The organism is Butyrivibrio sp. AE2005 (genome assembly GCF_000686965.1).
Classification (GTDB): Bacteria; Bacillota; Clostridia; order Lachnospirales; family Lachnospiraceae; genus Butyrivibrio; species Butyrivibrio hungatei_A.
The window spans coordinates 162,279-188,542 of sequence record NZ_JMMD01000004.1 but is presented as its reverse complement, the minus strand read 5'-3'; the positions used below and the strand labels follow the sequence as shown (position 1 = coordinate 188,542).

Below are 26,264 nucleotides of genomic sequence, written 5' to 3'. Positions count from 1 at the left end.
TATGAGAGATAAGCAGAAACTTATTCAAGAATGCATGGACAGAGCCGTTGAGAATCAGGAAGTAGCAGGAGTTATCGCACTTGAGATAAAGGATGGAAAAGAAATCTTTTTTGCAAAAAGCGGCTATGCCGATATAAAAAACAATATTCCGATCGGTCGCGACAATATCTTCAGATTATATTCACAGTCAAAGCCGATAACAGCGACTGCCGCCATGATGCTCATAGAAGACGGAATCCTTGACCTTGGCGAGCCCGTCGGCAACTACATCGAAAGCTATAACAAGCAGACTTATCTTTCCAAAGACAAGGTTCATAAAGTACCGGAAGAAAATAAAATGAGAATACGCGAGCTCCTTAACATGACTTCAGGACTCGTATATCCCGGACTCAATACCGCTTCCGAAGTTGAAGTCGGCCGTCTCATGAACAAGATGGAGAAAAAACTCGGATCGGATAAGATGATGACTACAATGGAATTTGCGGACGAACTCGGAAAGATCCCTCTTAATTTCATACCCGGAAGTCATTTCCAATATGGTACAAGTGCGGACGTTCTCGGTGCCGTTATAGAGAAAGCTTCGGGAATGAGCTTTGGAGACTTTGTAAGATCAAGAATCCTTGAGCCGCTTGATATGAAAGACACTGATTTCTATGTTCCCGACAGTAAGAAGGACCGCCTTGTAAAAGCATACAGATTCACAAAAGGAAAGCTTTGCAAGTACTCCGGTGACCATCTTGCCATTAGAAACAACGGTGATCCCAATCCGTTTGAATCAGGCGGAGCAGGTCTTTTCTCAACAATAGATGATTACGCACATTTCGGACAGATGCTCCTAAACGGCGGAACATATGAAGGCAAGCAGCTCCTTACCCCTAACAGTGTAAAGTATCTGACTTCCGGAAAACTAAACGGGACTCAGCAACTCGACCTTCAGAAATGGCAGGGACTCGAGGGCTACACCTACGGAAATCTCATGCGCGTTTTGGATGATCCGAGGCAGGCTTCTCTCATTGCCAACAAAGGGGAATACGGATGGGACGGATGGCTTGGTGCACACTTCTCAAACGATCCCGAGACCAACACTACCTTCCTCATGATGGTTCAACGCTACGATTACGGTACAGGCCCGCTCACAAGAAAGCTTAAAAATATTATCTTTTCATAAATAAAAAACTTATTATAAGTAGGAGCATTTCATGCCGTTTAGTGAAAAGATCTGCTCCAAAGCTGCCGGCGCAACAACTCCGCTTATTTAAGAACCTTCTTAAATGCGGGTATTATCTGGGCTGCCACGACTGCTTTGACAAGGTCGAGAACTATAAATGGTGCAAATCCCATTGTGAAGCCTGTCAGCAAATCATAATGCGACATTGCCATAAGATAGATCATTCCGATAATATCTATGACCACAACGCCAATGACCGCGCTTACGGTATATCTGATTCGATTGTAGGCTTTTCCGCGGATAAGTGGAATAAGTACCGCTACAACAATAAACGCCCATGTATAAGCTCCCCATGGCTGAATGAGATAGCCTATGCCACCCTTTCCTCCTATGAATACCGGAATGCCTACAACTCCAAGAAGCATCCATACCGTAACGATCAAAAATGACTCTCCGACGCTAAATAACAAAGCGATAAGCAAAAGCACAAAGTTTATCATAGTTATATGCGGTGCTCCGGGAATCGGAAGCGGAACACTGATATATGCGCCTATACATAAAAGTGCTGCAAAAAGCGCACTTACTACAAGTCTTTTGGTCTTATTACTCTGCTCGTTCATGATTTGTCCTTCTTTCATTCTGTCTGATATTGTTTTTTCCTATGATTTATCTTTTTCAAAAAATACATTTATAAACACGTACCTTAGGAAGTATATATTCCTGTATTCTCATTGTCAACCTCTTTAAATTAATTGGTTGACAATATCTTTTTATCGCTTATACTAAAATTCAATTGGTAAGCATAACCACAATGGCATAATGCTTTCATGACATTTGCAATTATTCGCAACACTAACGGGAGAGATAAACTATGACTGTAAATGAATTAAAAGAGAAAGTATTAAACGATAAAAGCATTACAAAAGAAGAGGCTCTTTTTCTTGTAGACGCAAACCTCGAAGAACTCGCTTCTGCCGCAGATGAGATAAGAAAAAAGAATAACGGAAACAATTTTGATATGTGCGCCATCATGAGTGTAAAAGGCGGACGTTGTCCAGAGAACTGCAAATTCTGCGCTCAGTCGAGCTGTTCAAATGCAGATATCCCCGAATATAAAGTCAGGGATACAGATTACGTTGTCGCTGACGCAAAGAAACGTAACAAAACCGGAATAACACACTACTGCCAGGTTTCATCGGGAAGAAAAGTAAGCCGTGAAGAACTTGCGCAAATATGTGAAAACGTAAGAGGAATAGTATCGGAGACAAACCTTATCCCCTGCGTATCTCTGGGGCTTTTATCAAAAGAAGATTTGGAAGAATTAAAGAAAGCCGGCGTTAAACGCGTGCATAACAATATTGAAACAAGCCCCTCATACTTTGGAAAGTTATGTACTACGCATACTACCGATGAAAAAATAAAAGTAATGAAACTTGTCCATGAAGCAGGACTTGAACTTTGCAGCGGAGGAATCTTCGGCGTCGGAGAAAGCTGGGAAGACAGGATTGACATGGCACTTGCTTTAAGAGAAGTAAATCCCGAATCCGTGCCTATCAACATGTTAAAGCCCATCAAAGGAACTCCGCTGGAATCCTATCCTTATCTGTCCGAAGATGAACTAAGAAGAATCATAGCCGTCTTCAAATTCATCCTTCCACACTCCGAGATCCGCTTTGCGGCAGGAAGAGACATAATTGAAGATGCGGGAATATCATTTTTCAGATCAGGCTCCAATGCCACAATCTCAGGGGACATGCTGACCGTAAAGGGTGTCTCTTTGGAAAAAGACCTTGAGAACATCCGCGCGCTCGGATATGAAATCGCAGAATAAAACATAGAGTTTTTTCTTCTAAAAAGTCATATGATTTTCAATCAGTCTGTTGTTAAACTCCATCTTGATTTCATCCGTATTCGCGTTCGCAAGCGCAAACAGATTATAAATAATCCTCGCGATGAGCCCGTTCTTTGTCACCGTAGATTTTCCGGGCTCAAAAAGCGCTCCCGCTATGCTTTGCAAGTCTTTTGGAAATTGACTCATATCGGAATCAAAGTTTATACCGATCCCGATAACGATCCACTGCACCGTTCCCGTATCAAACTCGGCTCCCGACTCTGTAAGGATTCCGCAGATTTTTTTACCATCGACGAATAGATCGTTCACGGGCTTTATCTTCGCCATAATCCCGCATAAATCCTGCACCGCTTTGCAAACAGAAACACCCGCAAGCGCTGTAATAACGTCGGGTTCAAGACTTGGAAGCATTTCGGGAGTCAGAATGATACTCATATAAATTCCGCCCTCGGGAGAAAAGAACTCGTGCTCTCTCCTTCCTTTTCCCAAGGTCTGACTCTTGGCAATGACCACCGTTCCGCCGGCCGCTCCCGCTATTGCCAGCTCCTTTGCGGTTCTGTTGGTTGAATCAAGCGTTTCATGTATATGTATCATGCCATGTGATGAAACGATCGTGCTATAAATCTTTTCTTTTTTCCCTGTAGGAACTTTTTCAGAATATGCCGAAAGCTCAGCAATAATCCCCGACTCAGAGATTATATCGTTCGATGTTCCCAGAATATATCCTTTTTTGCTGGACGCCTCAATCACGTATCCCTGATTTCTAAGCTCCTTTATTGCCTTCCACACAGCGGTTCTGGACAGTCCGAGGCTCTCCGCCATGAATTCTCCCGAGATAAAATCCTCTTTATTTTTTTCCAAAAAATCCAGCACTCTGTCTTTCGAACTCATGCATATTCTCCTTCAGCCAGTCTAAATCAAATAAACTATGTACATATTAACATACTTTTTACCTTTCTTTTGAATCCTGACAAAAAAGTGATATAATACCCAAAACGAAATACCAAGAGGAAATGAAATGATAAATATTGGAATTGTGTTCGGATGTTTCATACCGATGCACAAAGGGCACGAGTCCTTGATAAAAAGAGCTCTTGATGAAAATGACAAGATCATTCTCGCCGTCTGCGGTTATCAGACTGACAGAGGCCGCGACTTTATCGACTTCGAGACAAGAATACGCCTTGTTGAAAAGATGTATGAAAATGAGAAAGACCGCGTCATTGTAATTAAGATTGATGACAAAAAACTCGGTCTCGACGGAACTTTTACCCATGAAAACTGGGTGCTCTGGGGCGACGAACTTTTTACCAATGCAGGCATAAGTCCTGACAGCGCACACTTTACCTGGTATACGGGCGAGCCTTCATACGTCGACAAATTGGGAGAAATATATCCCAATCACACTTTTACTCTTGTTGACAGGCAGGTGATCAAGACCTCCGGAACAGAGATAAGAAACAATCCAAACGTACATGAAAGCGAAATAAACAGCGTTTTTCTCGAATACCTAAGATCAGCGGGAAAACTCAAATAATGTATTAGAATACAAAAAAGGAGCCAATTATGGAAAATATTATTCAAAGCCTTCTGGAAACAGACCTTTACAAGTTTTCAATGGGCCAGGCAATTTATCACAACTTCCCTGACTACACTACAACATGGACATTCAAGTGTAGGAACAAGGATGTAAAATTCACCAAGGAGATGGTGGATGAGGTCAAGAATCAGATTCTTGCTTACTGTAATCTCACATTCAAGGAAGACGAACTCACTTACCTTTCCAAAGTCACATGGATAAAAAAATCTTACGTAGACTTCCTTCGTCTCTGGCACCCCAGATATGAAGACTTCACAATAGGCACCGATGCAGAATGCGGACTTACCATCGAAACAAACGGCACATGGCTTAACACATCCATGTACGAGATTCCAACTCTTGCCATCGTAAACGAAGTTTATTTCAGAATGGCTTATGATTACAAGGAGCTCATGGCTTCTTTCGAAGAGAAACTTGATGAAAAGATTAAGCTTCTTTCGGATAACACATACAATATCGGCGCTTTCAGCGAATTCGGATTAAGAAGAAGACTTTCAGCCGAAGCACAGGAGCTTGCTGTTAAAAAACTCAAAGATTCCAAACTCGGCAATTCAATATTTGTCGGTTCTTCAAATGTCTTTTTAGCAAAAAAACTCGACGTAAATCCCGTAGGAACAATGGCTCACGAGTGGATCATGTGCGTAGGCCAGGGCAATCACAAACACAATCCCGCATACTCCAACTGGTATGCTCTCGACTACTGGGTAAAAGAATACGGAATCCTCAACGGAACAGCTCTTACCGATGCGATCACAACAGACTGCTTCCTTCGCGACTTCCAGCTAACTTATTCAACTCTTTTCTCAGGTGTTCGTCACGACAGCGGAGACCCGATCGAATGGGGTGAAAAGATGATAAATCACTACAAGAGTCTCGGAATCGATCCTGCAACAAAGACTCTCCTGTTCAGTGACAGCCTTGATTTCAAGCGTGCAAACGACATCAACGCTCACTTCAAAGGAAAAGCAAAAGTTGCTTTCGGTATCGGAACATACATCGCAAACGACACAAAGGTTCCCGCGCTCAACATCGTTATGAAGACAACCGCATGTAACGGACAGGATGTTGCAAAGATCTCTGACGTTGAAGGTAAAGGAATGTGCAAGAACCCCGATTATGTTGATTATCTTCAGAGATGTATCGACTGGAGAATGACTCACGAGAAGGTATGAATTATGGAAAACTTAGTTAAGATAGATCCGAACGAACAGATTGAAAAGATCACAAAATGGATATGCGAATGGTTTGACGAAAACGGAAAGACCGCAAGTGCCGTTATCGGACTCTCAGGCGGTAAAGACTCTACAATCGTTGCCGCACTCCTTGTTAAAGCCCTCGGCAAAGACAGAGTTGTAGGCGTTATGATGCCAAACGTTGAACAGAAAGATATCGCCGATTCCCGTAAAATCGCCGAGCTTCTCGATATCAAGACATACACGGTAAACATCGCTCCCGCTGTCGACGGAGAGAAAAAAGCTCTCGAAGAAGCCGGAGTAACCCTGTCAAATGATGCAAACATCAACACACCTCCGAGAATCCGTATGACAACACTGTATGCTATCGCACAGTCACTTCCAAACGGTGGCCGCGTTGCAAATACATGCAATAAGTCTGAGGACTACGTCGGATATTCAACAAAGTACGGTGATGCCGCAGGTGATTTCAGCCCCTGCTCAGATTTTCTTGTATCAGAAATGCGCATGATCGGAGATGCATTGGGACTTCCAAAGGAACTCATTCACAAGACTCCTTCGGACGGATTATGCGGACTCTCTGATGAAGACAAGCTTGGATTTACTTATGATACTCTTGATAAATACATAATTACGGGAGTTTGCGAAGACGACGCAGTCAGAGAAAAGATTGACCGCCTCCACAACATAAACCTTCACAAGCTTAAGACTATTCCTATGTACAAAAAATAAAATGAAATAATATAAAAAGTAAGGACATTTCATTCTTCTCTAATCGTCTGTACAGACTTTGAAAAAAGAATGAAATGTCCTTATTATTATTCTTCAGAATCTTCAGAATCGTCGTACTCTGCAACGATTGTTGACTCAGCCTCAGAAGCTTTTGAATTGTCACGCTCTTTTACCAAAACAATAAGTCTTTTCGGCTTTTCAGGTGCTTTTCTTTCTGAAACAAGGCTGATCCTGCCGCATCCGGTCAGGCATAATGAAAGTACTATTACTAATGGTAAAACTCTTTTAATCATATTCGTATCCCTGTCAAATCTGAAATCGTGAATTTGTCCCCTTGTGTGCTGTCTTGTTGATTTTTAATGATAAATCAATAAAAATTCTAAATCCCAACAAGACAGCACACTTAAAAAACCGCATGTACACTGGCTTCGTACAATAATATGGTACCATAATCGCATGGTTGCTTCAATTTTAAAGATATTTTCACATAATTTACAAACTGGTTTCATGTGGTTTAATCGCAAACACGACTTTATTGTGGTAATATATATGGTGATTTTATTTTGAACATTTTCAGGAGGATATTATGGACCAGCAAAAGATCGGAACCAGATGCGTACAGGCAGGCTATACCCCGGGCAACGGAGAGCCCCGTCAGATACCTATTATTCAGTCTACAACCTTTAAATATGATACAAGTGAGGACATGGGTAAGCTCTTTGACCTTGAAGCTTCGGGCTACTTCTATACAAGACTCCAGAACCCCACAAATGACCATGTTGCGGCAAAAATCGCAGCTCTTGAAGGCGGATGTGCCGCAATGCTCACATCTTCAGGCCAGGCCGCTAACTTCTTTGCGTTATTTAATATATGTGAATGTGGAAGTCACATTGTTGCCTCATCTTCCATCTACGGCGGAACATTTAATCTCATCGCCGTGACTATGGCTAAGATGGGAATCGAAGTTACTTTCGTATCTCCCGATGCAAGCGATGAAGAACTTGATGCAGCATTTAAGGACAACACAAGAGCCGTATTTGGCGAAACAATCGCTAACCCCGCTCTTACCGTTCTTGATATTGAGAAATTTGCAAACGCAGCACACAGACACGGTGTTCCTCTTGTTGTAGACAATACATTCCCGACTCCTGTTAATTGCAGACCCATTGAGTGGGGTGCAGATATCGTAACTCATTCAACAACAAAATATATGGACGGACACGGAGCAGCCGTAGGCGGTGCAATTGTTGATTCCGGTAAGTTCGACTGGATGGCTCATGCCGACAAATTCCCCGGACTTACACAGCCCGATGATTCATATCACGGAATTGTATATGCTGAGAAATTCGGACAGGAAGGTGCTTTCATAACAAAGTGTACAGCACAACTCATGCGTGACTTTGGTTGCATCCAGTCACCTCAGAATGCATTCATTCTTAACCTCGGACTTGAATCACTTCACGTTCGTATGCCTAAGCACGTAGAGAACGGACTTGCTGTTGCAAAATTCCTTCAGGAGCAGCCTCAGGTAGAAAAAGTAAGCTATCCCGGACTTGAAACTGACAAGTACTACGAACTCGCAAAGAAATATCTTCCAAACGGCGGATGCGGTGTCGTATCCTTCGAGCTCAAAGGCGGAAGAGCCGCTGCTGAGAGCTTCATGAAAAAACTTAAACTTGCAGCTATCGAGACTCACGTTGCCGATGCACGCACTTGTTGCCTCAATCCCGCAACATCAACACACAGACAGCTCACAGACGAGCAGCTTGAAGCAGCAGGAATCCCTGCAGGTCTCGTACGTATGTCTTGCGGTCTTGAAGATAAAGAAGATCTTATCGCCGACATCAAGAATGCACTTGCGTAAGTAAAACTAACCACGCCCGGTACATTGTCTCAACATGATTCATAAGAATCGAAAAACCCTGCCCGAAAATCGGACAGGGTTCATTAAATATTAAAATGCTAAAAAATACTTTGTATTACTTTGATGTAGATACGTTTGGTTTATATGCACCTTTCATATTAGGCTTATATGCACCCTTCACATTAGGCTTTGAAGCGCCCTTAACCTCGGGTGTGTCATTGACAGGCTGAGGCTGTGGTGTTACAACCGGTGCGGGTGTAGGCTCCGGTGTAGAATCTGAATCATTATCATGATTATCATTGTCTTCATGATGTTCAGGTTCAGGTGTTGGCTCCGGTGCAGGCGCTGGTGTAGGTTCACAAACCGGCGCAGGAGCTGGTGTAGGTGCAGGTGTAGGCTCGCATACCGGTGCGGGTGTAGGCTCCGGTGTAGGTGTGGGCGTACAAACTGGTGTGGGTGTGCACTCAGGCTTTGGTGTGCACTCAGGCTTCGGTGTACATTCCGGCTTAGGCGTACACTCAGGCTTTGGTGTACATTCCGGCTTAGGTGTGCACTCAGGCTTCGGTGTACATTCCGGTTTAGGTGTGCACTCAGGCTTCGGTGTACATTCCGGCTTTACCGGTGGCTGGAAATTCCACCAATCAAATCCTCCACAATATGATGACTCCATTTTAACAGAATCCGAATACTCTGATACCACTTCAAGGTCATCAGTGTTTTTGTCGGTTTTATCTACGAAATAAGAACCGAAACAATAAACTAACGGAACTGTCACTAAAGCAGTGATGGCCATCGCACCTGTAGATAATAATCTTTTCTTCATGTTTTTATACCCCCATGAGCAGTATGATAATGCATTTTTAATATTTTTGTCGCATTAATTACTTTATCATTAACCTTTAGGGTATTCAATACATATACAAAATATATCGCATCTAATGCAATACATATAAAAAGATTCAGCAACCGGCTGAATCTTCTCATTATTAGTCACCATAAAAAAACATTACAATTCTTCTACATTAGATTAATCTATATTTCACTTAACCCCGATAAACAGGCCGTATCACACAACACTACATCAGGAAGTTCGGTCATATCCTTAATCGGATAAGTCACCTGTGGATGAGTTGATGCCTCACCTATTCCGATACATTTAAAACCTCCCGCAAGTGCCGCATCTATGCCCGAAAGAGCGTCTTCCACAACTATCGCATCCGAAGGTTCTACTCCGAGCATCTCTGCCGCCTTTAAAAAGACTTCCGGATCGGGCTTTGATTTTGTTATATTTGTTCCGTCGGAAACAGCGTCAAAATAGTCTTTAAGCCCAAGCTTCTCAAGTATTTTCTTGGTATTCTTACTGCTTGAACCTATTGCAAGAAGCGTTCCTCTCGACCTTAATGTATCAAGCGCATTCTTGACCGAGACATCAAGATCTTTTTCACTCATGGTATCAAGAAGTGACACATAGATATTATTCTTCTCTTCTGCAATTTTTTCTTTTTCAATAGCAGAATACGTTCTGCCTGCCTTCTCCAAGATAATATCAAGCGAAGCCATTCTGCTGACTCCGCGTAATCTGTCATTTATCTTCTCATCAAAATATATCCCCTGCTCATCGGCAACGGTTTTCCAAGCCTTGTAGTGGAGCTTATCGGTAAAACAGATTACTCCGTCAAGGTCAAAAATTACTGCTTTCATTTTTCATACCTCATTTCTTTTACGCCTTTTACCTCGATCTTTTCTCCCCTTAATACTTCGCAGACTGCTCCGCTCTTGGTGACGGTAAATTTCAAAAGGCTCTTTCTGTACTTAATCTTGAAGCTGTACTTCTTCCAGCCCGTCGGCAGGAACGGATCGACCGAAATTCCTTCCGCGTTTATCCGTAGCCCCGCAAAACCGTTTACTATCGCCATGTAGCTTCCGCCCATATTTGCCGTATGAACGCCATCTCCGGAGTTGTTGTGCGTATTCAACAGATCGAGTTTTATCGAGTCTCCGAAATAATCCACAGCTTTTTTGTGCATGCCAAGTCTTGACGCAACAATACTGAACACACACGTTGAAAGAGAAGAATCATGAGTCGTGATCTTCTCATAATATTCAAAGCTCTTTTTCATAACCTCCTTAGGCTGCCTATCCTCAAACAGAAAGTAAGAAAGTACGGTGTCAGCCTGCTTGCAGACCTGATATCTGTACAAATGAAGAGGATGATAGTGAAGAAGTAACGGAAATTCCTCTTTAGGCGTGTTCTTAAGATCCCACACAGGCTTTTGCAAAAATGAATCATCCTGAGGATTAATGCCAAGTTCCTCATCATAAGGAAAGTACATCTTTTCCGCTGCTGCCTTTATCTCCTTAAGCTCCTTGGTTGTCACACCGAGTTTATTAAGAAGCTCTTTTAACCTCTTACTTGATGCGTGCTTCTCGGCAAAAGAAACCGCCATACTCATGTTGTAAGCCGCGCAACAATTGGTGTAATAATTGTTGTCAGTCATACACGTATATTCATCGGGCCCCGTCACTTCATTGATCACAAAGCGCCCCTGTCTGTCATAATTTCCGACATCAAGCCAGAGCCTTGCCGTCTCAAGAAGCATCTCTTCGCCCTGATCAAGCATGAAATCAAGGTCTCCAGTCGTGAGATAATACTGCACGATCGTATAAGCTATCGCACCGTTAATGTGATACGCAGCGGTTCCTGACGGAAAATATCCCGAGCACTCTTCTCCCGTGATTGTTCTCCAGGGATAAAGAGCTCCCTTCTTATGTCCCAAAAGAGCCGCATTTTCCCTTGCTTTATCAAGAATTCCGTACCTATACTGCAAAATATTTTTGGCAAGTTCAGGATTGGTCAGTATGAAAAAAGGTGCTACATACATCTCTGTATCCCAGAAATAATGACCTTCGTAGCCTTCTCCCGAAAGCCCCTTCGCCGCTATACTGCAATGTTTGTCACGCGTCGCCGACTGAAAAAGCTCATACATATTGAAATTTACGGCCTGTCCAAGCTCTTCATCTCCGTCAATTTCCATTTCAGAATTGTCAAAGAACTCTGTGACATACTCTTTTTGCCTCTCATAAATATCCGCAAGATTTCCTCTCATCGCTTCCTTAAGAGTTTCCCTTGCAAACTCCTCGGGATCGTCTTCGCGGACAGAATCCGAGAACGTTGAATATTTTATAAGCGAAAGTTCCTCTCCCTGCTTAACTTCAGCCTTAACATGGTAAAGAGTCCTTCCCTCTTCTTTGCCGTAACTAATCTCCGCTTTGCCGGGAAGCCTTAACCTGTGCGAAACTGCTGACGCCACAGTTATTCCGCTGACATCTGTCGTGCTTACCGCAACGCTCATATCCTCGCGCCACTTCACAACCTCAACATTAAGAAGTGCTCCGCTGTCATCGGCAAGCCTCGGATCGTCAGGGTTTGAGTAGTTCCTTACATCCGCAATATGATATGACTCTATCTCTATTTCCCCGTCAAAATTTAACGCCTTCACGTTGTACTCAATTGTGAAAAGAGAAGGAATCAGAAATGATGTCATCCTTGTAACCGAAAGTTCTATTTCTTTTCCGTCAGGGGAAGTCCAGATTACATGGCGCCTCGTGACGCCCTGCTCCATATCAAGGATTCTCTCGTTCGTACATACTTTTCCTGTAGTCAAGTCGAACCTGTCACCGTCCGCTATAAGGCATATTGTCTGAGTGTCTGCAACATTTAGCATCGTCTGTTTCTTCTCTATAAGGTTGCACAGACTCTCTGCCTGTTTCATCGGGATAATCTCGTACACACCGTTTATGTACGTTCCGCGCATGGTATTCCAGCCACAAGGAACACCTTCTTCGACATTACCCCTCACGCCTATATATCCGTTTGCATTGGAAAAAAGAGCCTCATGAAGATTGACTTCTTTTTCCTCAAATTTTTCCTGTCTTGTAATGATACGCTTCATATACTTTTCCCTGCTTTTTATCCCTTTACAGCTCCTGCTGCCACGCCTTTTACAATATATTTCTGTGCCGCAAGATAGAAAATCGCAACAGGAATAATTGTTATAACAAGAGCCGCCATAGCTTCATTCCAGCTGATCGTATACTGCCCGAAAAACTTTGCAGTTGAGATCGGTATTGTTCTGTTTGCCGTAGACTTAAGAGTAAGCGAAGGCAAAAGATAATCATTCCATATCCAGATAACATCAAGAATAATAAGTGTCATCGTAGTAGGTTTGAGAATCGGGAAAACAATCCTCCAGAACAATGTCCAAACGCTGCATCCGTCAATAATTGCCGCCTCTTCCAAAGATACGGGAATCGACGATATAAAACCGTGATAAAGAAATACGCCCATTCCTGCGCCAAAACCGATATACATAAATATCAGTCCGCCGACGGAGTCTGTCATCTGAAGGCCTGTAACCTTACTAATCTTGTTCATCTCCTGCATAAGAGGCATCATGATAGTCTGGAAGGGAATCAGCATAGTTGCCACAAGAATTGAGAAAAGCGCTATACTCAGCTTATTTGCACTTCTCACAAACATCCATGCAGTCATCGCAGACAAAACAACAATGATAGTTATTGAAACAATCGTAATGACGACTGAATTAAACAAAGATATGGTGAAATTCATCTTTCCGATTGCTGAAGAATAATACTTAAACGAGAACTTCCCCGGAAGCGCCACCATGTTTTTGTACATCTCGGCTCTGCTCTTAAATGAATTCGTAAGTATCAGATAAATCGGGAACAGGTACAGTAAACACATAAGTGCAACAAGTACGTTCGGAATAATCTTTTTTACACTTTTAGCCATTTACATTGCCACCTCCCTTTTCTTTGTTATCGATACCTGAACAAAGGTAACTATCGCAATGATCAGGAAAAAGATAATTGCCTTAGCCTGACCGTATCCGAAATTACTGAGACTGAAAATCTCGTTGTAGATATTAAGCGAGAACATCTCAGACTGGAAATTTGCCCCTTCGCCCGTAAGAGATACGTTGACATCGTAGATCTTGAAACAGTTTGAAAGAGCAAGGAACAGGCATATCGTAAATGACGGCATAAGAAGCGGGAACTTGATTGAGAACAGAGTCTGAAAATAGTTCGCTCCATCAATTGCCGCAGCCTCCATAACATCATCCGGAATTGCCATGATTCCCGTTATGTACACGATCATCACGTAACCTGCAAGCTGCCATGTTGTTACAACGATCATCGCGATTATTGATTTTGTTGAATCCGTAAGCCAGTTACCAAAACCCACGCTAAGGAAGAACTCACTGAACACGCTCTTCCAGATATATCCCAAGATAAGTCCACCGATAAGATATGGTAAAAAAAGCATGGTTCTGGCAAAGTTCTTTACCTTGAGCCCCGTAGTTACGAGAAGGGCAAAAAACAATCCCAGGACATTTACGGTTATTACACTTATGACTGTAAAAATCGTTGTCCTTGCTGCTGCGTTTATAAACTGTCTGTCTCCGAATACCGCTTTATAGTTACTCATCCCTACAAAGTTTGCGGCGTGTTTGGCAAATCCGTCCCATTCCACAAATGAATATCCGATTCCTATAAAAAACGGAATGATCACAACCACAAAGAATGTGAACATAAGCGGCGCCGTAAACAATGCGTACCATCTTTTTTTAATCTTCATACCTTTATCTCCATAATAGGTGCTGCAACATATGCTGTTACAGCACCCTCATACCGTTAAAAACCTTATTTTGCATTTACAAATGCTTCGTTAAGTTTGTCGATAAGTTCCTCACCCGTCATTGAAGGATTTGTAAAGAATTCCTGTGTGATAGGTGAAAGACTTGTTGTAATGATTCCTGCAGGCCAGTTGCTCATTACCCACGGAATGCTGTCCTTTGATGCCTCTGAGATTGACTTTGAAAGAGGATCGAGTTTGTCTGAAGTCATTCCGTCTACAACAGGAACGAACCCAAACTGATTCATAAGATAATCTGTTCCTTTATCGCTTGTGTAAAGCCACTCAAGAAAATCTTTTGCCATAGTCTTCTCTTCATCCGAAGCATCAACATTGATGTACCACGCTGCGGGAACAGAAACTGCTACTTTCTTATTGCCCTTGATCGGCACGGGAGCGATACCCATGTCAAAATCCACATCGTAATCTTTGAACATTCCGTATGCCCAGTTACCCTGGTGGATCATTGCGGCCTTACCTGTTGCGAAATCACCGCAGTTGTTGTCGTATGTAACATCTACAGGGTTTGTGCAATTCTCACGGATTGCTTCCATAAGTTTTGCAAACTCTTTGAATGCATCGTTGTCTTTCATTTTTACTTCGCCGTTTAATACCTGCTGAAGGTATGCATCAGGATCGTCCTGAACCGCAAACGGTGTATTCAATATATGTGCTATAAGGAAATAATCTTCCTGTGAAAGTCCAAGTCCGTTTATTCCCTTACCCTTTGCTTCTTTAAGAAAATCAATAAGTGCGTCGGTTGAACCTATCTTTGATGTATCTACAAGATTGCCGTCATATACAAGTCCAAATCCCTCGATCGTATAAGGAACCCCCACAACTTTTCCGTCTACAGAATCTTTGAGATTATCGCTTATCTTGCTCATAAAAGAGAGGTCGCTTACATCTTCGAGATAATCTTTCATCTCAACAGACTCAGAACCGGGTGCAAGTGAAAACAGTACAGGGCCTGACTCTGTAGAAATACCTGTTTTAAGATCCTTGTAGTAGTTGTCACCACTTGTCTCCCATACCTCGATCTCAACACCGGTTTCATCCTTGTAATCTTTGGCAAGCTGATTAAGCTGATCCATAATCTCAGTCTTTGACTGGAAAATTGTAAATTTACCCCCTGCGCCGGCACTTTTTGTTCCTGCACCGCCGGCAGAATCTCCACCTGCTGCCTGTGAAGACGATGCTCCACAACCGGTAAGTACGGAACCTGCAAGCATAGCCGTTGCCAAAAGTGCTGCAAACAATCTGTTATTCCTCATAGTTAATTACTACTCCTTTCCCATAACTCCCCTTAAATAAGGTAAAAAGGTTATCTTCTTAACTACATAATCCTATTTTTTACTAAAAAAAGACAATACCCCATCTGTTTTTTAGAGGTATTGTCAGTTTGAACCTTGTATTATTATGTAAAATCAATATAAAAAGAGGCGATTTTAGTAAAATCCACCTCTTTTTTAGTAAAACATTATTGATTTAACTTGTTTTAACTAAAGCGGAATTCCTCCACTTTATCCTCGCACCGATCTTGAGAGATTCGTAGCTTCCCGTCCCTTCAATAAGCTCAACAAGAGACTGGGCTGCAAGGAAACCTCTCTCGTAATTCGGAACCTCTACGGTAGTAAGTCCCATGTACTTGGAAACAAAAGCATCGTCAAAGCCACAGACCGCTATGTCTTCAGGAACGCGCAGTCCCGCTTCCTTAAACTTTCTCATAGCGCCAATAGCCATCATATCGTTTGCACATACAAGAACCTGTGGCATGTGCTCCGAAAGCATCAACAATCTTGCCGCCTGCGTTCCGCTCTTTTCCCTCCAGTTTCCCTCGTAATAATCTCTTCTGTGAAAAGTTATCCCGTGGGCCGAAAGAGCATCGCGAAATGCACGGTATCTCTCCTTGTTATCATCCGTATCCATACCGGACAGATAAGCAAAGCGCTCATATCCCGACTTGATAAGTGTCTCAACCATCTCTTTTTCTGCATCATAGTTATTTACTATCACGCTCTTTATTCCCGAATGATTTATCTCCCTATCAAGAACTATTATCGGATAGTTGTTCTCCGCTGCCTTTATCAGCATGGAATCCTCACATCTGTAATCGATGTTGATGCATCCCGCGGAGTACGCATCAGACATATATTTTTCGGCATTTCTGCTTGTGCACACCATAATGTCATAATCCTTGGAATATGCATAATCGCTTATACCATGGAGTATATTCAGATAAAAATTGGTATCGAAGTCACTGAAATTAACTACTATAGTTTTGTTTTCGCTACTTTTTTCCTTTATTCGGATTTTTGGCAGTTCGTAGCCCAGTTCCTTGGCAATTGCAAGAATCTTCTCTCTTGTCTTATCACTCATGTTCCGCTTACCATGCAGAACATTTGAGACAGTTGCTATGGATACTCCGGCTTCTCTAGCTATGTCCTTAATTCCTACCATACCTTATGTCTTTCTGTGCAAAGTAAACAATCTGTCTTACAGTAAGTGTGCTCTAAGCTCCTCACCGCTCTTATCTGATAAATAAGAAGGAGCAATATCAAGCATAGTCTTGCATCCCTTCTGTCCTTCATTGTACATACGGAAAGCAGCACGTGCAACCGCTGTAAGAACGCTGGTTGTAAATTCAGGGTTTGAATCAAGCTTTAAGCTGTACTCAATAACATGGTTGTGCTCTTTGTCTGCACCTGTCTTGCCGCTTCTGAATACGAATCCGCCGTGAGCCATTCCGCTGTGATTCTTTAAAAGTTCCTCTTCACTGATGAAGTGAACTGTTGTGTCATAATCAGCAAAGTAGTTGGGCATTTCCTTGATTTCTTTTTCTACAGCTGCTGCGTCAGCACCCTCTTCAAGTACAACAAAGCATTCTCTTGTATGCTTCTGACGTGTTGTAAGCTTAGGATTCTGACCGCTTCTTACTGCCTCAAGTGCGCTCTCAACAGGGATTGTATACTGTTTTGCATTCTTAACGCCTTTTACGCGACGGATAGCATCCGAATGTCCCTGAGAAACACCCTTGCCCCAGAATGTGTAATCATTTCCTTCGGGAAGGATCGCATTTGAATAAACTCTTGCAAGAGAGAACATTCCGGGATCCCATCCGCATGAAATAACGGCAACTTTTCCTGACTCTTTTGCGGCAGCATCAACGTTTGCAAAATGCTCGGGAATTCTTGCATGTGTATCAAAACTGTCAACAACGTTGAACATCTTTGCATACTGAGGAGTCTGCACTGGAAGATCTGTTGCACTTCCTCCGCAAAGGATCATAACGTCAACTTTATCTTTCCAGCTCTCTATATCATTTGTAGAAACAACAGGAACGCCCTGTGTTTTAATCTGAAGTGTCTTGGGATCTCTTCTTGTGAACACTGCCACGAGTTCCATATCGGGAGCTGCCTTAACTGCAAGTTCAACTCCTTTTCCGAGATTTCCATATCCTAAAATTCCTATTCTTATGCTCATAAATAATGCCTCCTTTACTCTCGTAAAGTATATCATATAAACGATAACTTTTAGCATTTTTCTTTCCTTCTAGGACTTTTTTAACTTTTCCGTAACATTCTATTGACCCAAGACTATCCTAGTAGTATAAGTGTATTAGAACCAATAATACACTCGATGCTTATTTTAGGAGACACGATATGAACAGAAAAAGTATCGCCGCTATTACATCTGTGCTGATACTCATACTTATAGGATGCAGCGGAAAAGAATCCAATGACGCTGATCCCCAAAGCAACGAGGTCTCAAAAACAAATGTTAATATAGATAGCTCAGATGCAAAGGCAGAAGATGATGATGCAAAAACAGACAATGTACTACAGATTTCATCCGAAAAAAATACTTCATCAAAGAATCCCGATTCTTTGGTTAAATACAATGGAAAAGACTTATCAGTTTTAAATGATGCAGAGGCAGTTCTTGCAGAACTAGGTGATTACGACCCAAAACTTTCTTGTATAGATGATGAATATAAAAATTACGTCTTTTCTACCGCAAAAATACAGTTCGATACAGCAATTATCGACGGAAAGGAGGCTTCAGTACTTCTCTACATCTACAACCCCGATATAAAGACATCCAAAAATGTCGGTCTTGGAAATTCAGAGCAAGATGTGCTTGATGCATACGGATTTCCGGACGCCACGGACTCAAACGACCCTTCCTATTCTTTTGAATATCATTTTCCTTCATTCGATCTGATATTTGATTTTGAGACCGATAGCCAGACTGTAGAGATGATACGCTACAAAAATACCAATAACCACTCAAAGGCCGCACCATGAAAATCCGAAGCACTTGCTTACCGATACGGAAGTTGCTAATATATAACGCATCAATGCTAATGAAAGGACAATTTTTATATGGATAAAAAACAGAAACTTTTGGATCTTATAGATAAAGCCGGCCGCGGAAGTATAGAAGCAGCAGAAGCAATTGCAGAAGGTTATTTTAAAGGAGATTTCGGAGAACCCAATCCGGAAAAAGCAAAAAAATGGGCATCCTACGCCGCAAAGCACGGCAGTGAAAATGCCCAAAAGTTATTAAATCAATTATGAAAAAACCTATTTTGAAAAAATCTATCTAATTAAGTGTTTATGAAATCCTCCACGTTTTTCATTATACATGCTAAATTGCCGATGTCAGTCTGCACTGAATCAGTTTCAAGTGAATGATTGGCGTTGGCAATTTTTATGCAATCAATACCAAGTTCTTTGCACTTCTCATCTGCAAACGGCGTATCGCACCACGGATCGCTCGTTCCGTGAACAACAACTCCGCATTCTTTTCTAAGATATTTAAAGGTCTGTGCCACCGGTGTAAAGACAATATGCTCGGCATTCACATTCTCCTGCCTGTCATACTCGGCCGCTATCGCTGTTCCGATACTCTTTCCCGCAAAAATAATTCTGTCATATGCAGAATATTCAATATCCTTAAGCTGCTCTTTTGCCTGTGAAAGAGCGATGTTAAACGCCTCAAGCATCTTTTCCGGATTCCCCTTTACAGCAGATGCTTTCTCGGGAAGTTCAAAACTTACTTCGCGTATCTCATAACCATACTTCTGCGCCAGTTTCCTCGTATAGTAGAGAATGGGCCTTGATGAGTTGTAACCCATTCCCGGGAATATTACCATTAAATTCTTTTTACTCATTACAACAAACTCCTCTTACATTATAACTTTTCAAAATACCGGACAACCGCGCTAAGGTCATCACATACCACTTCCGAAAGATCACGCATCTCATCATCGGGGCCAATTATATCCGGTACCATTATGGGGCGCATTCCTGCTGCCTCTGCTGCTCTTATCCCGTTATAGGAATCTTCTATCGCAAAGGTCTCACTTGGATTCACTCCGAGTTCTCTGCATGCGATTGTATATATCTCAGGATTAGGTTTACTTATCTTTACGGCATCTCCTCCGACAACCATATCGAAATAGCCTATGAATCCCGCATCTGTAAGTTCGCTTATGACAAGTGCTTTCCTTGTGGATGAAGCAACACCTACCTTAACGCCTTTATCTTTAAGATATTCCAGTATCTCTTTTACTCCATTCTTAACGGGAAGCCTTCCACCGTCGAATTTCTCATGGAACAGTTTTGAACTCTCCGCAAGCAGCTTATCCGCTATGCCCGATCCTAACTTGTCCGCATATGCATTCTCAACAATATCGTGTGTCTGTGCGTTATTGGTCCCTATGCACCTCTTAAAGACCGGCTCCACATCTCCGAGCCCGAATCTTTCCCCAAGCTCATACCAGCATGAAAGGCAGGCTCTCTCGGAATCAAATATAACTCCGTCCATATCAAATATCACGTTGTAAGAACATGCCATTTGTCTTTCCTCCGAACTAATAATATAGGCGAAAGTATATCATAAGATACAGAAAAGAACAAAAAAGCACCCCGTTTTACCAGGGTGCCGATCTTACAGTATCAAGCCTTTCCGGATTGTTCAAATATTCGCAGTCCGGCGGCGAATTTACAAGTGAATTGTTTCGTACTTTGCATGAAGCATTCCTACATTCTTTACATCTGAAACTAATGTGATTGTTATATAGTCTCTTACAACCGACCGAGCAAAAAGCCCAATTACCGTTACGTGCCACAAATGTCCTTCCGCAATTCAGACATATCCTCTTTACATTATGTGCCATAATCCTATACTTCCCAAGAAAAAAAATAAAAAAAATATTACTACTATTTTGTAAAAATAAATTTGCTATAAAGTTATTATAAACTAAAGTGCACGTCCGTAAAAGAGGGACGTGCACAAGTTCAAACATTGTTCACAGTAAGTTCAATCTTTCTGAATTCACTATACTGTTTATTCAATTACACATATTATTTAATTCAATCATCAGCGATATATTATATATATCAAAAAATATCTGAAAACTTTTTTACGCTGCTGCCTTCTTGTCATCATGAGCATAGATTGCTTTCAAAATAACAGGCGTCAATATAGAACTGATAACGATAAGCAGGATTACCGCAGTAAAATACCTGCTGTCGATGATCCCCGCCTTAAGTCCTCTTTGCGCAACGATAAGCGCAACCTCTCCTCTTGTCATCATTCCGACACCGATCTTAAGACTGTCGGAGCCGTTATATCCAAGGACTTTGGCCATAAGTCCGCAACCCACTATCTTACCGAGAAGGCCGACTATAACAAATGCAAGAGAAAATACAATAACCGTTGTATCAACGGATCTTAAATTAGTCTGAAGTCCTACACTTGCAAAGAAAACAGGTCCGAATATCATATATGAGTTTATATCCATTTTTCTGTCGATATACTCGGAATCATCAAGCGAGCTTAAGATAATTCCCGCAACAAATGCACCTGTGATGTCCGCAACTCCAAAATACTTATCCGCAATATAGGAAAATACAAGAGCGAGCGCAAGTCCCATAATAGGAATACGTCTTGTATGACGCCACTTTGTATCAAGCTTCTGCATTATCTTAAAGATAATAATTCCCACAACCAAAGAGAACGCAAAGAAAAGAACAGTCTTAACGCACACCATTCCGATATTTGCACTTGGATCTTTCATACCGATAACGGCTGTAAGCACAACGATACCGATAACGTCATCTATTATCGCAGCACTCATTATTGTAGTTCCTACCTCAGTTGAGATCTTTCCAAGCTCTCTGAGTGCCTGAACGGTTATACTTACAGAAGTTGCCGTAAGAATTGTTCCGATGAAAAGAGCTCTCATAAACTCGACACTTCCAGGAGCCGCAAATCCGTAGAAGCACATATAAAGAACAGTTCCGAAAGCAAGCGGTATTCCAACTCCCGCGCACGCAAGTATTGTAGCTTTTATACCTGACTTTTTGAGATTATCGATATTAGTCTCAAGTCCGGCACTGAACATAAGAAGAATAACGCCGATTTCCGCCATCTGTGAAAAGAAATCACTCTCAGATACGATATTAAGTATTGTAGGTCCTATGATAAGGCCCGCAATAATCTCTCCCGCCACCTGAGGCGCCTTGAGTTTCCTTGCTCCAAGTCCGCAAAACTTAGCCGCAATAACTATGATCGCAAGATTACGCAAAATTTCTAAACTGTCCACTTTTCATCCCTCATTTCTGTTATAAAAAACCTGATTACATCGGCCATATTTTTACCCGAATGCAATCATATTATAATACAACTTAGATTTTTCGCAATCCAATAAACAAAAGTTCGGACAGCGACTCTATATCTGCTATCCGAACTATTTTTTTAATTCACTAATTGTTTATTGGCGCCTGCATCATACTATATTCTTAATACCTTCGCAGATTCTCCTTGCCACTACGGGATTGTTCATCGTATACAGATGTATTCCGTCGATGTCACTCACAAGAAGGTCTATGATCTGGCTGAGCGCATATGACATTCCCGCATCAAAAAGAGCTTCCTTGTTGTTCTCGTACCTTTCCGCGATCTTCTTAAATCTCTCGGGGAAAGTAGCGTTGCACATCGTGAGCATTCTCTTTATCTGTGCGGCGTTGATAACAGGCATAACTCCCGGGATCATCGGAACCTCTATGCCCTTAGCCTTACTCTTTTCCCTGAAGTTCATGAACTTGTCATTGTCGAAAAAGAGCTGCGAAAGAAGCACCTCCGCTCCGCTGTCCACCTTGGTCTTGAGATTCTTAAGCTCATCCTCTTCAGTTGCAGTCTCCGGATGCATTTCGGGATAGCATGCGCCGAGTACACAAAAATCATACTTATCCTTCATATATGAAATTACATCCGAAGCGTACCGGAAATCATCTTTTTCAGGGATATTCGCATTTCTGTCGCCCCTGAGAGCAAGAATGTTTTCAATTCCTTCACTCTGTAAAGCCACCGCAAACTCATCAATCTCACTCTTATCGTAATGCAGGCTCGTCAGGTGAACCACAGGCTCAACGCAGTAATTATGCTTTATCTTTTTGGCAATCTCAATCGTATTGTTTGAACCTACGCTTCCGCCCGCTCCGAAAGTTACACTTATAAAATCAGGCTTAAGCTCACAGAGAACATCAAGTGTCTCATCTATCGCCTCAAGCGCCTTATCTTTTTTCGGAGGAAAAATCTCAAATGAAAGAGTTTTTCTGCCTTCTTTATATAAATCCGATACTTTCAACTTCTTACTTATCCTCTCACTGTCTTTGCTGCCTTAACAAGATTTATAAGGCTCTCTTTGGTCTCGGGAATTCCCCTTGTCTTAAGTCCGCAGTCGGGGTTTACCCAGAGTTTGTGGTCATCGATCCTGCCGCGCATCTTGCCAAGTGCATCCACAATCTCCTGAACGGAAGGAACACGCGGGCTGTGAATGTCATAGACACCAGGGCCTACTTCCGTCTTAAAGTTATTAGCCTTTAATGAATCAAGAATCTGAAGATCTGATCTTGAAGCCTCAAAAGTAATAACATCCGCATCCATCGCATCGATCACAGGAATGATATCCGTAAACTCGCTGTAGCACATATGAGTGTGAATCTGTGTTTCCGGCTTTACCCCGCTGTGAACAAGTCTGAATGCGGGAATCGCAAAATCAAGATACTCGCTGTACCAGTCTGACTTTCTAAGAGGGAGCTTTTCCCTAAGCGCCGCCTCATCGATCTGGATGATCTCTATTCCCGCTTTCTCAAGATCAAGGACCTCATCTCTTATCGCAAGCGCAAGCTGCAAAATGCTCTCCTTAATGGAAATGTCTTCTCTCGGGAAAGACCAGTTAAGGATAGTAACAGGTCCTGTGAGCATTCCCTTCATAGGCTTATTTGAGCAGCTCTTTGCGTATTTTGACCATTCTACGGTAATAGGGCTCTTTCTTGATACGTCGCCCCAGATGATCGGAGGCTTAACGCATCTTGTACCGTAGGACTGAACCCACGCCTTCTCAGTGAACACATATCCCGAGAGGTGTTCTCCAAAATACTCGACCATGTCATTTCTTTCGTATTCACCGTGAACAAGTACGTCGAGCCCTATCTCCTCCTGAAACTCTATGCACTTTTTAATCTTCTCTTTGTTAAAGGCAACATACTGTTCTTTGCTGATATTTCCTTTTCTGTAGTCCTGTCTGTTCCTTCTTACATCCGTAGTCTGAGGGAACGAACCTATTGTAGTTGTGGGGAAAAGAGGGAGTCCCAATTTATCTTTTTGAATCTTTTCTCTCTCATTAAATTCGGGCTTTCTCTCGTAGTCGCTCTCTTTTATATTTGAAACTCTCTCTCTTACCGCCTCATCTACGCTATCAACTCTGTTCTTGAAAAGTTCGGCGTTAGATACAAACTTTTCAGAGGTTGATGCCTTCTTTACATCCTTCTCATCCGCAAGCTCCGCTATATCCTTAAGCTCTGACAATTTCTCTTTTGCGAACGCGAAATGCTTCTTGTACTCATCGGAAATCTTGTGCTCACTCTCAAGTGTGTACGGCACATGAAGAAGCGAACATGATGTATTCACAACAATGTTGTCCGCACCTGTAACACCTTGGAGCTTTCTTATTATTTCAAGAGACTTACCGTAATTATTCTTCCAGATATTTTTGCCGTTAACCACTCCCGCAAAAAGGAGCTTATCTGCAGGGAAGCCATTCTTTTTGACAAGCTCAAGAGATTTTTTCCCCTCAATGAAATCCAGACCGATCGCGTCAAAATCAAGCTGTGTAAGTAAGTTGTAAATATCTCTCACATCTCCGAAGTATGTCTGAAGAAGAACCTTGGTGTTTCCCTTTCCGGCAAGAATACTACGATACAGTCTCTCGAAAAGCTTAATATCATCGAGTGTCAAGTCTCTTACAAGATAAGGCTCATCAAACTCTGCCCACTTAACACCGTTTTCGCCAAGCTTTGAAAGGTATGCCACATATTCTTTTGCCAAAACCTGCTCGAAATCAGAAATATTCTTATCACCTGTATACTTCGCAAGCTTTAAGAAAGTAAACGGTCCGATAATGCTGACCTTAAGATTCTCTGCGTGCTCAAATGCTTCTTTGAACTCGTCAAAAGGCTTTGTTCCGACAAGTTTGATCTCAGTATTGTCATCAATCTCGGGAACAATGTAGTGATAGTTGGTATTGAACCATTTCTTCATAGCAAGTGCCTTTACATTTCCCTTCTCACCCTGATATCCTCTTGCCATCGCAAAGAATGTATCTGTATCAGAAAGTCCCAGCTCTCTGTATCTGTCCGGTACGATATTGAAAAGCACAGCAACATCAAGCATATTGTCATAAAAAGAAAAATCGTTTACAGAAATAAAATCTATTCCGCTTGCTTTCTGAAGCTCCAAGTTCTCTTTTCTTAATTTTAGTGCTGTAGTTTTGAGTTCTTTTTCGTCTATTTCATTCTTAAAGTATTTCTCAGATGCAAATTTAAGTTCTCTGTCTTTTCCCACTCTTGGGTATCCGATAACCGCTGTTCTCATACGCTTCCCTCTCTTATAAATGTGTATTTATGCAACGCCAATAAGCATTGTTCTTCGGCACACTGCGCCTGTTTCACTGTGGTAAATAGAAGTATAACCAGTTTTTATCCATAGGTAAAATATGTTTTTTATACCTTATATCATAGATTTAACCTATAATAGATGATATACTTACTTCATGACACTAAAACAATTAAATTATGTGGTAACCGTAGCTGAAACAGGCAACATAACAGAAGCGGCCAAAAAGCTCTTTATAGCCCAGCCCAGTCTTACCGGCGCCATTCAGGAAATTGAAAAAGAATATAAGATAACAATCTTCAACAGAACAAAAAGAGGAATCAGCGTAACAACCGAAGGAACCGAATTTCTTGGCTATGCACGCCAGCTCCTTGAACAGGCAAATCTTATCGAAGAACGATACACGGGAAAGCCTGTCGGAAAGACAAAGTTCTACATCTCTTCCCAGCACTACTCTTTTGTCGTTGAAGCATTTGTCGAGCTGTTAAAAAGACACGGCGGTGAAAAGTATGAGTTTCACATGAGAGAAACCCAGACCTATGACATCATCGAGGACGTTGCGCGCCTTAGAAGCGAGATAGGCGTGTTGTATATGAATAAGTTCAACGAGACGGTCATAAAAAAAGAACTTCGCGATAATGACTTGTCTTTTACTCCGTTATTCAAGGCAAAGCCTCATGTGTTCATCGGAAAGAATTCTCCTCTTGCCAAGAAAAAAAGTCTTACGCTTGATGATTTAAAGCCTTACCCAAGACTCTCCTACGAGCAGGGAACACATAACTCTTTTTACTTCTCAGAAGAGATACTCAGTACGCAAGACTCCGACAAAGATCTTGTTGTCTGCGACAGAGCGACTCTTTTTAACCTTCTGATAGGCCTTAACGGATACACAATCTGTAGCGGTGTGATAAATGAAAATCTTAACGGAGCAAACATTGTCGCGCGCCCGCTTAAAGTTGATGATTACATGGAAGTCGGATATATCCTCAAAAATTCTGTGGGGGTATCGCCGCTAACTCAGAGCTATATCGAGATAATAAAGAAACTTGTGAAAAAGAAATAAAAAACATGACACAAAAATAAGTGATAACTTGGGCAAATGAGCTCTCGTTATCACTTGTTTTATCTGTGCGAATGGGCACTATAAATATATAAAGTTTGTTATGAAGAA

26 protein-coding genes are annotated in these 26,264 nt (G+C 41.9%); 9 read left to right on the top strand and 17 right to left on the bottom strand.

All coding sequences use genetic code 11. From position 1 onward, the window contains the following. Position 1: 1 nt before the first annotated feature. On the top strand, positions 2-1,168 hold the full coding sequence (locus tag DL92_RS0105575; RefSeq protein ID WP_026667151.1) for a serine hydrolase domain-containing protein: 1,167 nt from the start codon (positions 2-4) through the stop codon (positions 1,166-1,168). An 83-nt stretch (positions 1,169-1,251) separates the two neighbouring features. Here the strand turns inward: DL92_RS0105575 and DL92_RS0105570 are convergent, their stop codons facing one another. Further along, positions 1,252-1,788: a biotin transporter BioY gene (locus DL92_RS0105570; RefSeq protein ID WP_026667150.1), complete on the bottom strand. Its 537-nt coding sequence runs from the start codon at positions 1,786-1,788 to the stop codon at positions 1,252-1,254. A 251-nt stretch (positions 1,789-2,039) separates the two neighbouring features. On the opposite strand from DL92_RS0105570, the gene bioB reads away from it, so the two are divergent. Next, positions 2,040-2,999 (top strand): biotin synthase BioB, encoded by a 960-nt coding sequence (bioB, locus tag DL92_RS0105565; protein ID WP_026655966.1) that lies wholly within the window; start codon positions 2,040-2,042, stop codon positions 2,997-2,999. Positions 3,000-3,017: 18 nt separating this feature from the next. Here the strand turns inward: bioB and DL92_RS18370 are convergent, their stop codons facing one another. Further along, positions 3,018-3,911, bottom strand: a complete 894-nt coding sequence (locus DL92_RS18370) for a biotin--[acetyl-CoA-carboxylase] ligase (protein ID WP_034462080.1) — start codon at positions 3,909-3,911, stop codon at positions 3,018-3,020. Between the two features lie 127 nt (positions 3,912-4,038). Between DL92_RS18370 and DL92_RS0105555 the strand changes: the two genes are divergently transcribed. The 3 genes from DL92_RS0105555 to nadE are packed head-to-tail and all read left to right on the top strand — an operon-like array spanning position 4,039 to position 6,545. Continuing rightward, positions 4,039-4,557, top strand: coding sequence for an adenylyltransferase/cytidyltransferase family protein (locus tag DL92_RS0105555; RefSeq protein WP_026655967.1), 519 nt, complete (start codon positions 4,039-4,041; stop codon positions 4,555-4,557). A 29-nt stretch (positions 4,558-4,586) separates the two neighbouring features. Further along, positions 4,587-5,792 (top strand): nicotinate phosphoribosyltransferase, encoded by a 1,206-nt coding sequence (gene pncB, locus DL92_RS0105550; protein WP_034462082.1) that lies wholly within the window; start codon positions 4,587-4,589, stop codon positions 5,790-5,792. A 3-nt stretch (positions 5,793-5,795) separates the two neighbouring features. Next, complete coding sequence (gene nadE / locus DL92_RS0105545; RefSeq protein WP_034462084.1) at positions 5,796-6,545, top strand: NAD(+) synthase; 750 nt, start codon at positions 5,796-5,798, stop codon at positions 6,543-6,545. An 86-nt stretch (positions 6,546-6,631) separates the two neighbouring features. On the opposite strand, the gene DL92_RS0105540 is transcribed toward nadE, so the two are convergent. Continuing rightward, the gene (locus DL92_RS0105540) at positions 6,632-6,838 is read right to left on the bottom strand and encodes a hypothetical protein (RefSeq protein ID WP_026655970.1); all 207 of its coding nucleotides are present in this window, start codon (positions 6,836-6,838) and stop codon (positions 6,632-6,634) included. A 293-nt stretch (positions 6,839-7,131) separates the two neighbouring features. Here DL92_RS0105540 and DL92_RS0105535 point away from each other — a divergent pair, with 293 nt between their 5' ends. Next, positions 7,132-8,409 (top strand): O-acetylhomoserine aminocarboxypropyltransferase/cysteine synthase family protein, encoded by a 1,278-nt coding sequence (locus tag DL92_RS0105535; protein WP_026655971.1) that lies wholly within the window; start codon positions 7,132-7,134, stop codon positions 8,407-8,409. 115 nt (positions 8,410-8,524) lie between these two features. Here the strand turns inward: DL92_RS0105535 and DL92_RS0105530 are convergent, their stop codons facing one another. From DL92_RS0105530 to DL92_RS0105490, 8 genes are all read right to left on the bottom strand, one after another. Beyond that, positions 8,525-9,232 carry a hypothetical protein gene (locus DL92_RS0105530; RefSeq protein WP_026667149.1) on the bottom strand — a complete coding sequence of 236 codons (708 nt, stop codon included), beginning with the start codon at positions 9,230-9,232 and terminating at the stop codon, positions 8,525-8,527. A gap of 209 nt (positions 9,233-9,441) precedes the next feature. Beyond that, positions 9,442-10,110 carry a beta-phosphoglucomutase gene (gene pgmB, locus DL92_RS18365; RefSeq protein ID WP_034468498.1) on the bottom strand — a complete coding sequence of 223 codons (669 nt, stop codon included), beginning with the start codon at positions 10,108-10,110 and terminating at the stop codon, positions 9,442-9,444. Continuing rightward, positions 10,107-12,362 (bottom strand): glycoside hydrolase family 65 protein, encoded by a 2,256-nt coding sequence (locus DL92_RS0105515; RefSeq protein WP_034468495.1) that lies wholly within the window; start codon positions 12,360-12,362, stop codon positions 10,107-10,109. The genes pgmB and DL92_RS0105515 overlap by 4 nt, the downstream gene beginning before the upstream one ends. A gap of 17 nt (positions 12,363-12,379) precedes the next feature. Next, positions 12,380-13,222, bottom strand: a complete 843-nt coding sequence (locus DL92_RS0105510; protein WP_026667147.1) for a carbohydrate ABC transporter permease — start codon at positions 13,220-13,222, stop codon at positions 12,380-12,382. Further along, positions 13,223-14,068 (bottom strand): carbohydrate ABC transporter permease, encoded by an 846-nt coding sequence (locus tag DL92_RS0105505; protein WP_026655976.1) that lies wholly within the window; start codon positions 14,066-14,068, stop codon positions 13,223-13,225. Positions 14,069-14,133: 65 nt separating this feature from the next. Further along, on the bottom strand, positions 14,134-15,399 hold the full coding sequence (locus tag DL92_RS0105500) for a sugar ABC transporter substrate-binding protein (protein WP_026655977.1): 1,266 nt from the start codon (positions 15,397-15,399) through the stop codon (positions 14,134-14,136). Positions 15,400-15,613: 214 nt separating this feature from the next. Next, positions 15,614-16,585 carry a LacI family DNA-binding transcriptional regulator gene (locus DL92_RS0105495; RefSeq protein ID WP_026667146.1) on the bottom strand — a complete coding sequence of 324 codons (972 nt, stop codon included), beginning with the start codon at positions 16,583-16,585 and terminating at the stop codon, positions 15,614-15,616. A 36-nt stretch (positions 16,586-16,621) separates the two neighbouring features. Beyond that, positions 16,622-17,608, bottom strand: a complete 987-nt coding sequence (locus tag DL92_RS0105490) for a diaminopimelate dehydrogenase (RefSeq protein WP_026655979.1) — start codon at positions 17,606-17,608, stop codon at positions 16,622-16,624. 179 nt (positions 17,609-17,787) lie between these two features. Between DL92_RS0105490 and DL92_RS0105485 the strand changes: the two genes are divergently transcribed. Both DL92_RS0105485 and DL92_RS0105480 read left to right on the top strand, forming a co-directional pair. Next, complete coding sequence (locus DL92_RS0105485) at positions 17,788-18,432, top strand: hypothetical protein (RefSeq protein ID WP_026667145.1); 645 nt, start codon at positions 17,788-17,790, stop codon at positions 18,430-18,432. Between the two features lie 78 nt (positions 18,433-18,510). Then, the gene (locus DL92_RS0105480) at positions 18,511-18,705 is read left to right on the top strand and encodes an SEL1-like repeat protein (protein ID WP_026655981.1); all 195 of its coding nucleotides are present in this window, start codon (positions 18,511-18,513) and stop codon (positions 18,703-18,705) included. 29 nt (positions 18,706-18,734) lie between these two features. On the opposite strand, the gene DL92_RS0105475 is transcribed toward DL92_RS0105480, so the two are convergent. The 6 genes from DL92_RS0105475 to metE form a co-directional block, all read right to left on the bottom strand. Then, on the bottom strand, positions 18,735-19,301 hold the full coding sequence (locus DL92_RS0105475; RefSeq protein ID WP_026655982.1) for an alpha/beta hydrolase: 567 nt from the start codon (positions 19,299-19,301) through the stop codon (positions 18,735-18,737). Between the two features lie 20 nt (positions 19,302-19,321). Next, the gene (locus DL92_RS0105470) at positions 19,322-19,987 is read right to left on the bottom strand and encodes an HAD family hydrolase (protein WP_026667144.1); all 666 of its coding nucleotides are present in this window, start codon (positions 19,985-19,987) and stop codon (positions 19,322-19,324) included. Positions 19,988-20,063: 76 nt separating this feature from the next. Then, positions 20,064-20,309, bottom strand: coding sequence for a hypothetical protein (locus tag DL92_RS20670; RefSeq protein WP_074461911.1), 246 nt, complete (start codon positions 20,307-20,309; stop codon positions 20,064-20,066). Between the two features lie 246 nt (positions 20,310-20,555). Next, complete coding sequence (locus DL92_RS0105465) at positions 20,556-21,740, bottom strand: cation:proton antiporter (RefSeq protein ID WP_026667143.1); 1,185 nt, start codon at positions 21,738-21,740, stop codon at positions 20,556-20,558. Between the two features lie 183 nt (positions 21,741-21,923). Then, positions 21,924-22,784, bottom strand: a complete 861-nt coding sequence (metF, locus tag DL92_RS0105460) for a methylenetetrahydrofolate reductase [NAD(P)H] (protein ID WP_026667142.1) — start codon at positions 22,782-22,784, stop codon at positions 21,924-21,926. A gap of 8 nt (positions 22,785-22,792) precedes the next feature. After that, positions 22,793-25,072, bottom strand: coding sequence for a 5-methyltetrahydropteroyltriglutamate--homocysteine S-methyltransferase (gene metE, locus DL92_RS0105455; RefSeq protein ID WP_026667141.1), 2,280 nt, complete (start codon positions 25,070-25,072; stop codon positions 22,793-22,795). Positions 25,073-25,250: 178 nt separating this feature from the next. Between metE and DL92_RS0105450 the strand changes: the two genes are divergently transcribed. Beyond that, positions 25,251-26,156, top strand: a complete 906-nt coding sequence (locus DL92_RS0105450; RefSeq protein ID WP_026667140.1) for a LysR family transcriptional regulator — start codon at positions 25,251-25,253, stop codon at positions 26,154-26,156. Positions 26,157-26,264: the final 108 nt, after the last annotated feature.